Source organism: uncultured Campylobacter sp. (assembly GCF_938045225.1).
In the GTDB taxonomy this organism is placed as follows: Bacteria; Campylobacterota; Campylobacteria; order Campylobacterales; family Campylobacteraceae; genus Campylobacter_A.
Genome location: NZ_CALINL010000057.1, coordinates 1 through 2,067, shown reverse-complemented (window position 1 = coordinate 2,067; position 2,067 = coordinate 1). Strand labels below are relative to the sequence as shown.

1 protein-coding gene and 1 pseudogene are annotated in these 2,067 nt (G+C 51.7%); both read left to right on the top strand.

What is annotated here, in order from left to right:
- Positions 1-634: plasminogen-binding N-terminal domain-containing protein (locus Q0200_RS02710; RefSeq protein WP_297937433.1), on the top strand; the 634-nt coding region annotated here is incomplete at its 5' end.
- Positions 634-2,012, top strand: a pseudogene (locus tag Q0200_RS02705) (FAD-linked oxidase C-terminal domain-containing protein). The gene Q0200_RS02710 and the pseudogene Q0200_RS02705, both read left to right, overlap by 1 nt.
- The last annotated feature ends 55 nt before the right edge of the window (positions 2,013-2,067 follow it).

Sequence of the window (2,067 nt, the reverse complement as noted above, 5' to 3'; positions counted from 1 at the left end):
CATCGACGTAACCGAAGGCGTAGGAACCGTAGCCGACAGTCCCGACATCATAGTCGGCTCAAGCGGTATAGTGATGCATAAATTCGACGCCTCTCAAAGCTCTATCATCGCTCGCGCCGTCGTTACGCAAAAAGGCGGCGGCTTTGCAAAGGTACGATTTGAGGTATTTGACACGTTAGCGCAAAAAGCCCTACCAATACCGGGAATTTTGCCTAAAAGCGGCGACGAGATCATCCTAAACTACCTCTACGACCGCTCGCTCATCGTCGTGCCGAACAAAGAAATTTACGCCGAAGTAACGAACGCGTTTAAAGATATCACCTTTATCCACCCCGATATCGTAGGCTCATACCTCAGCTACGAGTATAAGCCAAACCCTAGCCGCGACGACTTTCGCAAAATGTGCAACCAAAGCGCTGCGGGGCTTATTTTCATCGCTATGAACAACGAAGCTCTTTTTGCCGACTGCCAGAGTTTCGAGCCACTAAAACGCTTCCAAAGCGGCGCGGTCAAATACTACCAGCTGCCTTTTTATACTCGCGTCAAGGACATCGATACGGTATTTTGGAAATGGGGCTCGGAGCAGATCAGCGACTTTGACCGCCACTACAAAGCTCTTTTGAAAGAGAAATGATGCTTGATAAACACGCTAAATTTTTCGTAAATTTACTAGGCGCCGATAACGCCTACTTCGACGACGCGCACAGGATCGCCTACTGCTACGACGCGACGAAAAAGCGGCATTTGACGGCGTGCTTTTCCCGAGGGACGAGTGCGACGTTAGCGAGATTTTAAAATACTGCAACGAAAATAAAATTATCATCGTGCCTAGGGGTGCCGGTAGCGGCTTTACGGGCGGGGCGCTGGCGCACGAGGGCGGCGTGGTGCTTGCTTTTGAAAAGCACATGAACAAAATCCTAGAAATCGACATGCAAAACATGGTCGCCGTCGTGCAACCGGGCTGTATAAATATAAATTTGCAGCGCGAAGCCGAGAAGCTAGGGCTTTTCTACCCGCCGGACCCCGCCAGCCAGGAGTACTCGACGCTAGGCGGCAACGTGAGCGAAAACGCGGGCGGCATGCGCGCGGCAAAATACGGCATCACCAAAGACTACGTCATGGCGCTACGAGCGGTGCTGCCTAACGGCGAAGTGATCCGCGCGGGCAAACGTACGATAAAAGACGTCGCGGGATACAATATCGCAGGCATTTTAATCGCTAGCGAGGGCACGCTAGCGGTAATAACCGAGATCACGCTAAAACTCATCGCAAAACCTAAATTTAGAAAAACGGCGATGGGAATTTTCCCTAGCGTAAACGCTGCGATGAACGCCGTTTATAAGACGATGGCAGCAGGCGTAACGCCTGTAGCGATGGAGTTTTTAGACGCGCTTTGCATAAGCGCGGTCGAGACTAAATTTAACAAAGGCCTACCGCAAGATGCGGGCGCGCTGCTCATCACCGACGTAGACGGCGACGTTTTAGACGGCCTAGAGCAGGATCTTGCCACGATAGAGCGAGTATTTAGAGAAAACGGCGCTAGCGAATTTAGACGCGCTAAGGACGATAGCGAGCGAAACGACATCTGGTTTGCCAGGCGTAACTGCTCGCAGGCGATAAATATCTACGGAAATTTAAAGCTAAACGAGGACATCACAGTGCCGCGCTCAAAGCTACCCGAGCTGCTAGAGCGCATAGGCGGCGTCGCTGAAAAATACGGCGTGCAGGTGCCGTGCTTTGGCCACACGGGCGATGGCAACGTACACACAAACGTCATGGTCGTAGATAGAGCCGACCCGGCGCAAGTAGAGAGCGGACACAAGGCGATCGAGGAAATTTTTAAGATCGCGGTGGAGCTTGGCGGCACGCTTAGCGGCGAACATGGCATCGGCATCAGCAAGGCCGAGTTTATGCCGCTTGCATTTACGGATGCCGAGATGGAGCTTTTTAGAAGCATCAAAAAGGCGTTTGATCCAAATAACATCCTAAACCCGTTTAAGATGGGGCTGTAAATTTGGCGCAAGGCGTAGCTGATTTTGCCGTATTTATGATCTACGTTGCGATAGG